Origin of the sequence: Streptomyces sp. (assembly GCF_031178505.1) — a bacterium.
GTDB lineage: Bacteria > Actinomycetota > Actinomycetes > Streptomycetales > Streptomycetaceae > Streptomyces > Streptomyces gulbargensis.
In genome coordinates, this window is record NZ_JAPSIW010000274.1 from 1 (window position 1) to 8109 (window position 8109).

At 74.0% G+C, this 8109-nt stretch carries 7 protein-coding genes; 3 read left to right on the forward strand and 4 right to left on the reverse strand.

The window, feature by feature from the left end; genetic code table 11:
- Positions 1–57 precede the first annotated feature (57 nt).
- Positions 58–348 carry a cation transporter gene (locus RIF68_RS18900; protein WP_309052458.1) on the reverse strand — a complete coding sequence of 97 codons (291 nt, stop codon included), beginning with the start codon at positions 346–348 and terminating at the stop codon, positions 58–60.
- 180 nt (positions 349–528) lie between these two features.
- Between RIF68_RS18900 and RIF68_RS18905 the strand changes: the two genes are divergently transcribed.
- From RIF68_RS18905 to RIF68_RS18915, 3 genes are all read left to right on the forward strand, one after another.
- Entirely contained in the window at positions 529–1551 is a 1023-nt protein-coding gene (locus tag RIF68_RS18905; RefSeq protein WP_309052459.1) for a hypothetical protein, read from the forward strand.
- 50 nt (positions 1552–1601) lie between these two features.
- Positions 1602–2291, forward strand: a complete 690-nt coding sequence (locus RIF68_RS18910; RefSeq protein ID WP_309052460.1) for a copper homeostasis protein CutC — start codon at positions 1602–1604, stop codon at positions 2289–2291.
- A gap of 101 nt (positions 2292–2392) precedes the next feature.
- A complete protein-coding gene (locus RIF68_RS18915) occupies positions 2393–3298 on the forward strand; it encodes an aminoglycoside phosphotransferase family protein (RefSeq protein ID WP_309052461.1) in 906 nt (301 codons plus the stop codon).
- An 85-nt stretch (positions 3299–3383) separates the two neighbouring features.
- On the opposite strand, the gene RIF68_RS18920 is transcribed toward RIF68_RS18915, so the two are convergent.
- The 3 genes from RIF68_RS18920 to RIF68_RS18930 all read right to left on the reverse strand — a co-directional run.
- Positions 3384–5423, reverse strand: a complete 2040-nt coding sequence (locus tag RIF68_RS18920; RefSeq protein WP_309052462.1) for a UvrD-helicase domain-containing protein — start codon at positions 5421–5423, stop codon at positions 3384–3386.
- Between the two features lie 234 nt (positions 5424–5657).
- Positions 5658–7298, reverse strand: coding sequence for a DNA repair helicase XPB (locus RIF68_RS18925; RefSeq protein WP_309052463.1), 1641 nt, complete (start codon positions 7296–7298; stop codon positions 5658–5660).
- Between the two features lie 166 nt (positions 7299–7464).
- Positions 7465–8109, reverse strand: a 645-nt coding sequence (locus RIF68_RS18930) for a VCBS repeat-containing protein (protein WP_309052464.1), incomplete at its 5' end; no start/stop codon positions are given.

Here is an 8109-nt window from a genome sequence, read left to right on the forward strand (position 1 = left end):
GGGGCCCGGCGGATGGCGGCCGGGCCCCGGCGGCCGGGGCGGTCGTGGCGGTGCCGGTCAGGCGCGGCCGGTCAGCTCGTAACCGGCGTCGTCGACGGCTGCGGCGACGGCGGCGTCGTCGGGGGCGCCGCCGGTGGTCACGGTCACCAGGCCGCCGGCGATGTCCACGTCGACGGAAAGGACGCCGTCGAGGGAGCCGACGGAGGTGGTGATCGCGGTACGGCAGTGGCCGCAGGTCATGCCGGAGACGGCGTAGACCGTGGTGGTGCTCTCGGCGACGGCGGTGGCCGTGGTGGCCTCGCCGGTGTTGGTGGAGCAGCTGTGGTCAGGGGTGCAGCAGGAGCCCATGGCTCTCTCTCCTCGTCCAGACGGCGGTAGGTACCCTTGGGGGGTATCCGTTCGTGATCCATATATACCCCCCGGTGGTATCGGAAGCAAGTGCCGTCCCGGCTTGACTTGATACCCCCCAGGGGTATGGTGAGGTGTATCGAACGGGCACACCCGCCACCCACGTACGGGAGAGCAGCCATGAACACCGGAGCGAAGATCACCGCCTTTGCCGCCGCGCTCGCCGCGACCTTCGGAACCGCGTACGGGATCGGCAAGGGCGTCGGCCCCGTCGCGGAACCGGCGAAGGCCGGCCACGGCGAGCACGCCGCCGCCCCCTCGGCGAGCGCGAACGCGAGCACGGACACGGGCACGGGTACGGGCGCCGACGGACACGCCGGACACGGCGAGGGTGACGGCGCCGCCGCGCCCGCCCACCTCCCCGGCGGCCTCCAGCTCTCCGACGGCGGCTACACCCTCGCCCTGGAGACGCCCACCACCACCGCCGGCCGCAGCGTCCTGAAGTTCGCCGTCAAGGACGCCGCCGGCCGGAAGGTCACCGCCTTCACCACCGAGCACGGCAAGGAACTGCACTTCATCGTCGCCTCGCGCGACCTGACCGTCTTCCGTCACCTGCACCCCGAGAAGGCGCCCGATGGCACCTGGATGACCGCCGTCGACCTGCCCGCCGCCGGCGGGTACAAGGCCTTCGCCGACTTCAAGCCGGCCGCCCCCGGCGCCAAGGCGCTCACCCTCGGCGCCGACCTCGCCGTCCCCGGCGCCTACGCGCCCCGGCCCCTCCCGGCCGCCGCGCCGACCGCGACCGTCGACGGCTACCAGGTCCGCCTGGGTGGCACCCTCGACCCCGGCAAGGCCGGTGAACTGCGGCTCACCGTCACCAAGGGCGGCAAGCCCGTCACCGACCTGGAGCCGTACCTCGGGGCGTACGGACACCTCGTCGCCCTCCGCCAGGGCGACCTGGCCTACCTCCACGTGCACCCGAACGAGGGCGGCCCCGGCCCGGACGTCTCCTTCACGGCGACGGCGCCCAGCGCGGGCACGTACCGCCTCTTCCTCGACTTCCAGCACGAGGGAAAGGTTCGGACGGCCGCCTTCACGGTGACGGCGGGCGCGAACGGGAAGGCTCCCGTCGAGGCCCCCGCGCCCGCCACGTCCGGAACCGGCGGTGACGGGCACGGTGCGCCCGGTCACTCGCACGGCTAGTCTGGTCATTGGACTAGACCTGTCGCCGTCTTCGTGGAGGAATGGGCTCGATGAGCAACCGTGCAGTCCTTGAGGTGATCGCCCTCGACGAGCAGGACGCGGTCGCCGCCCGGAACGGCGGCGCCGACCGGCTCGAACTCGTCACCGACATGGCGGCGGACGGCCTCAGCCCGTCCCCGGCCCGCTTCGCCGCCGTCCGGGCAGCCGTCGACATCCCGCTGCGCGTGATGCTCCGCCTCAGCGACGGCTTCGCCGCCGGGGACATGGACGCCCTGGTCCGCCGTGCGGCCGAACTGCGGGAGGCCGGGGCGGACGAGTTCGTCCTCGGCTTCCTCACGGCGGACGGCGCACCCGACCTGGTCGCCGTCGAACGGCTCATCGCCGTCCTCGACGGCTGCCCCTGGACCTTCCACCGCGCCATCGACCGCGCCGCCGACCGCGACGCCCTCCGCAAGAGCGTCGCCGACCTGCCGGGACTCGACACCTACCTCACCGCCGGCGCGGCCGGCGGCGTCGACGACGGTCTCGCCACCCTCACCGCCGAGGCCGCCCGCGCCGGCGAACCGGGTTACGAACCCCAGATCCTGGTCGGCGGCGGCCTCCGCCTCGACCACCTCCCCGCCCTCCGCGCCGCCGGACTCACCGCCTTCCACATCGGCGGCGCGGCCCGACCCGCCGGCTGGACCGCCCCGGTCTCCACCGAAGCGGTCCGCGCCTGGCGCGAGGCGCTGGACGGCTGAGGGGGCCGGCTCCGGCGGGCACGCGCGAAGATTTGTAGACGCCGCCCCGGGGGGCGAAAATCCGTGGTCGCCGCCCGCCCCGCCCCGTTAGCCTCCCGCGCATGGCCGATCCCACGCAGAGTCCGGGGGCCGTCGTCGGCGTGCCGCTCGTGCGGCGGCTCGTGGCCGCGCAGTTCCCGCACTGGTCCGCGCTCGACGTGCGCGAGGTCGAGTCGGCCGGGACCGACAACGCGATGTTCCGGCTCGGGGACGAGCTGGTGGTACGGGTACCGAAGGCCGCCTGGGCGGTACGCCAGGTGGAGAAGGAACAGCGCTGGCTGCCCCGGATCGGACCGCACCTGCCACTCGCCGTCCCCGAACCCGTCGGGCTCGGCGCCCCCGGCGAGGGCTTCGGCCTGCCGTGGTCCGTCTACCGCTGGATCGACGGCCAGGACGCCTTCACCGCCCCCGTCACCGACCTCGCCCACGCCGCCGTCGCCCTCGGCCGCTTCGGCGCCGCCCTGCGCCGCGTCGACGCGACCGGCGGTCCCCCCTCCTTCCGTGGCGGCCCCGTCACCGCGTGGGAGGAAGGCGCCATGCCCGGCGCGGTCCAGGCCCTCGCCGCCACCGGGGACCTCGACGCCGACGCGGCGACGGACGCCTGGGAGCGGACCCTCGCCCTGCCGCAGTGGCGCGGCGAGGCGGTCTGGGTCCACGCCGACCTGCTGCCCGGCAACCTCCTGACCCGCGCCGGCCGCCTCCACGCCGTGATCGACTTCGGCGGCCTCGGCACCGGCGACCCGGCCTGCGACATGATGGCCGCCTGGACGCTCCTCACCGACGCGACCCGCCCCCTCTTCCGCGAGGCGGCGGAGCTCGACGACGCCACCTGGGCCCGGGGCCGGGGCTGGGCCCTGTGCTGGGGCGTCGTCACCGAGAACCACTACCGCACCACGAACCCGGTCCTCGCCGCCGTCGCCCGCCGCACCCGCACGGAGGCCCTCGCCGACCACGTGGCGAGCACCTGAGCCGGCCCTGATCCCCGTCCCGGCCGCGCCCGGGCCGGTCGGGATCAGGCCCGACTGCTCCGGCCGCGCCCCGGGCCGGTCGGGATCAGATGCCGCCCAACTGCTCCGGCAGCGCCGCCGCGTGGACCACCGTCAGCCCCGACACCGCACGCGTCAGCGCCACGTACAGCCGCCGCAGCCCCGTCCGCTCGTCCGGTTCGCCGTCCACGACCGCCGCCGGCTCGTCCAGGACGACGTAGTCGTACTCCAGACCCTTCGCGAGCGAGGCCGGCACCAGCGTCAGACGCGACACGGCCGTGGTCTCCTCACCCGGCGAGAGGGACGCGAGCCCGGCCGCCGCCAGGGCCTCGGCGAGCGGCGCGATCCGCGCGTCCGCCGCGATCAGACCGATCGAGCCCTCGTGCTCCAGCGCCTCCCGGCACGCCGCCACCACCTCCGCGTCCAGAGCGCCCGGCTCCGTCCGGCGCACGGCGAGCGAACCGGGGTTCTCCCGCACCGACTCCACCGGCGCAAGCCCCGGCGACATGTGCGGCAGCAGCCGCGAGGCGTACGCGATCACCTCACGCGGCACACGGAAACCGGCGGTCAGTTCCTCCACCACCGCCTCCGGCTTCCCCAGGTGCGCCAGCGCCTGCGCCCAGCTCTCCGTCGCCCACGGCGTCGTCCCCTGCGCGAGGTCGCCGAGGACCGTCGCCGAACCGGTCGTGCACCGCCGCCCCACCGCCCGGTACTGCATCGGCGACAGGTCCTGCGCCTCGTCCAGGACCACGTGCCCCAGCGACTGCGTCCGCTCCACCAGGTCCTTCGCCTCGTCGATCAGCACCGCGTCCGCCGCCGACCACCGCGCCGACCTCACCCCGCGCGCCGGCTTCTCCCACAGCAGCAGCTTCCGCTCCTCCTCGTCGAGGAGACCGTCCGCGTGCTCGGCCAGGAAGTCCGCGTCGCCCAGCAGCCGCAGCACCAGCTTGGCCGGATCCACCGCGGGCCAGCAGGCGTTGACCACCGCCTTCACCGCCGTGTTCCGCGCGACCGCGTTCTGCACCCGGTCGTCGGGCGCCTCGCCGGCCTCCTCCATCCGGACGAGGACGGCGTGGGCGATGCGCTGCGGAAGTGCCTCCCGGGCCGCGCCGTACCGGATGTCCCGGTCCAGCAACTCCCGGACCATCTCCTCCAGTTCGTACGCCGGAACCCGCCAGCGCCGCGAACCGCGCACCACCATCAGCGGCTCCCGGGGCATCGACACGTGCGAGCGGAGCGCCCGCCGCAGCACCTCCGCCATCCGGGCGTCACCCTTCACGACCGCCGTCGCCGCCGCGTCCGTACCCCGCACCTCCACGTGCGCCACCAGGTCGTCCACCGTCGCCTGCTGCACCTCCAGCTCACCGAGCGCGGGCAGCACCTGCTCGATGTAGTGGAGGAAGGACCGGTTCGGCCCGATCACCAGCGTGCCCGTGCGGGCCAGCCGCTCCCGGTGCGCGTACAGCAGGTACGCCACCCGGTGCAGACCCACCGCCGTCTTACCGGTCCCGGGACCTCCCTGCACGCACACCGTCCCCGACAGCCCGGAACGGACGATCTCGTCCTGCTCGGGCTGGATCGTCGCCACGATGTCCCGCATCGGACCGACACGGGGCCGCTCGATCTCCGCCTGGAGCAGCCGGCTCGTCCGCTCCTGCTCGCCCGGGTCCGACAGGTGCTCGTCCTCGTACGCGGTGAGCTCGCCGCCCGTGTAGCCGAAGCGGCGCCGCAGCCCCACGTCCTGCGGATCCTTCCGCGACGCCCGGTAGAACGGCTGCGACACCGGGGCACGCCAGTCGATCACCATCGGCTCGCCGTCGGCGTCGTGGACGTGCCGCCGCCCGATGTAGAAGCGCTGCCCCTCCTGCGCGGTGTGCAGGTAGTCGAGGCGGCCGAAGAACAGCGGGGTGCCGGCGAGGTCGGCGAGGGCCTTGATCCGCTCCTCGATCTGCCGGCCGAGGACGAGCGAGTTGACCCAGTTCGCCGTGACGTCCTTGATGTCGAGCGCCTCCACGTCCTCGCGCATGGCGCGCAGGGCGGCGCGGGACGCCGCCAGGTGGGCGCGCTCGCGTGCGAGGGGGTCGGAGAGCGGGTCGGATGCGGACACGGTGAAGCCTCCGGGCGGTACGTACACGGACACGACGAAGTGGCCGCCGGTTTCCGACCGGACGGCGGCGCTCCACGGGCACGAGGCGGGAGGCGGGAAGCTGGCGAGTGTAGCCGCGGCCCCGCCGCGCGGGCCACCTGATTTCCCGCGCCCGCGCCCGCCCGCGCGCGCCCCGCGCCCTGCCCGCTCCCGGCCCCGCCCGCACCGGGCGGCCCCGCTCCCCGGAGCGAGCCCCTACCCGCCCAGCAGCTCGTCCGCGTCCACGATCCGGTAGGCGTACCCCTGCTCCGCCAGGAACCGCTGACGGTGCGCCGCGAAGTCCTGGTCGATCGTGTCCCGCGCCACCACCGAGTAGAAGTGCGCCTGGTGCCCGTCCGCCTTCGGCCGCAGCACCCGGCCCAGGCGCTGCGCCTCCTCCTGGCGCGAGCCGAAGGTGCCCGACACCTGGATCGCGACCGTCGCCTCCGGCAGGTCGATGGAGAAGTTCGCCACCTTCGACACGACGAGCACGCTGATCTCGCCGGTACGGAAAGCGTCGAACAGCTTCTCCCGCTGCGCGTTCGACGTCTCGCCCTTGATGACGGGCGCGTCCAGGTGCTCGCCGAGCTCGTCGAGCTGGTCGATGTACTGCCCGATGACGAGGATCTGCTGCCCCTCGAACTTCTTCACCAGCGCCTCGGTGACCTTCCGCTTCGTCGCCGTCGTCGCGCAGAAGCGGTACTTCTCCTCGGCCTCGGCCGTCGCGTACGCGAGCCGCTCCGCGTCGGTCAGGTTCACCCGCACCTCGACGCAGTCGGCGGGCGCGATGTAGCCCTGCGCCTCGATCTCCTTCCACGGCGCGTCGAACCGCTTGGGCCCGATCAGCGAGAACACGTCCGACTCGCGCCCGTCCTCCCGGACCAGCGTCGCCGTCAGCCCCAGCCGCCGCCGCGCCTGGAGGTCGGCGGTGAACTTGAACACCGGCGCCGGCAGCAGGTGCACCTCGTCGTAGACGATCAGCCCCCAGTCGCGGGAGTCGAACAGCTCCAGGTGCGGATAGACGCCCTTCCGCCTGGTCGTGAGGACCTGGTACGTGGCGATGGTGACCGGCCGGATCTCCTTCCGCGTCCCCGAGTACTCGCCGATCTCGTCCTCCGTCAGCGAGGTCCGCCGCACCAGCTCGCTCTTCCACTGCCGCGCGGAGACCGTGTTCGTGACGAGGATCAGCGTCGTCGCCTTCGCCTTCGCCATCGCGCCCGCCCCCACGAGCGTCTTGCCCGCGCCGCAGGGCAGCACGACGACACCCGAACCGCCGTGCCAGAAGCCCTCGACGGCGTGCTGCTGGTACGGCCGCAGGGCCCAGCCGTCCTCGGCCAGGTCGATCCGGTGCGCCTCCCCGTCCACGTATCCGGCGAGGTCCTCCGCCGGCCAGCCCAGCTTCAGCAGCGTCTGCTTGATCTGCCCCCGCTCCGAGGGGTGCACGACCACCGTGTCCGGGTCGATCCGCTCCCCGACCAGCGGCTGCACCTTCTTCGACCGGAGGATCTCCTCCAGGACCGGCCGGTCGGTGGTGGTGAGGACCAGCCCGTGCGCCGGGTGCTTGGAGAGCGTGAGCCGCCCGTACCGGGCCATGGTCTCCGCGATGTCCACGAGCAGCGCGTGCGGCACCGGATAGCGCGAGAACTCCACCAGCGCGTCCACCACCTGCTCGGCGTCGTGCCCGGCGGCCCGCGCGTTCCACAGGCCGAGCGGCGTCACCCGGTACGTGTGGATGTGCTCGGGCGCCCGCTCCAGCTCGGCGAAGGGCGCGATGGCCCGCCGGCACGCCTCGGCGAGCTCGTGGTCGACCTCCAGGAGCAGTGTTTTGTCGCTCTGGACGATGAGAGGTCCATTCACCTGTGATCGGGTCCTTCCGGCCTGGCGGGCCGTCCCGTGACGGCCAATCCTCCAGTGTGCCGGAAGCGCGCCGCTTGTCACGGCCGGGCGGCGCGGCACGGCCCCGGCCGGGGCGTCCTCGGGGGACGTTCCGGCCGGGGCCGTGGCGGGGTGACGCGGGAGGGGGTCAGCTCAGGGCGGTGAAGGAGTTCCAGCCCGTGCCGAGGGCCACGCGGATGTCGTAGCCCGCGCCGGTGGACGGGTAGAGCCACAGGGCGCCGGCGGCGTCGCGGGCCGTCAGGTCGGCCAGGCCGTCGCCGTTCACGTCGCCGGGGGAGACCACGGCGGTCATGCCCTGCCAGCCGGAGCCGACCGGGACGGGACGGGTGAACAGGGCGCCGGACTGGCCGGTGCCGGGGTAGAGCCACAGGAGGCCGTCGGTGCCCCGGCCGATCAGGTCGGCGGTGCCGTCGCCCGTGACGTCACCGGCGCCGGCGAGCGTGTCGAGGGTGTTCCAGTTCGTGCCGACCTTGATCCGGCTCAGGAAGCCCTCGCCGGTGCCGCGTCCCGGGTACAGCCACAGGTCACCGGTGGCCTTGTCGCGGGCCAGCAGGTCGCCGCGGCCGTCGGCGGTCAGGTCGCCGGCGCCGATCACGGTGTTGTAGGCGTCCCAGCCGCCACCGAGGTCCACATCACCGGTGGCGTGCAGCGCGTGGAGCCGGCCGCCGGAGATCTTGAGGGCGGTGCCGTCGGCGCCGTCGGTGAGGGAGGACGCCCAGATCACGGTGTCGGTGGGCCGGAGCGGGTTGCCGAGGGCGTGGAAGCCGATCGG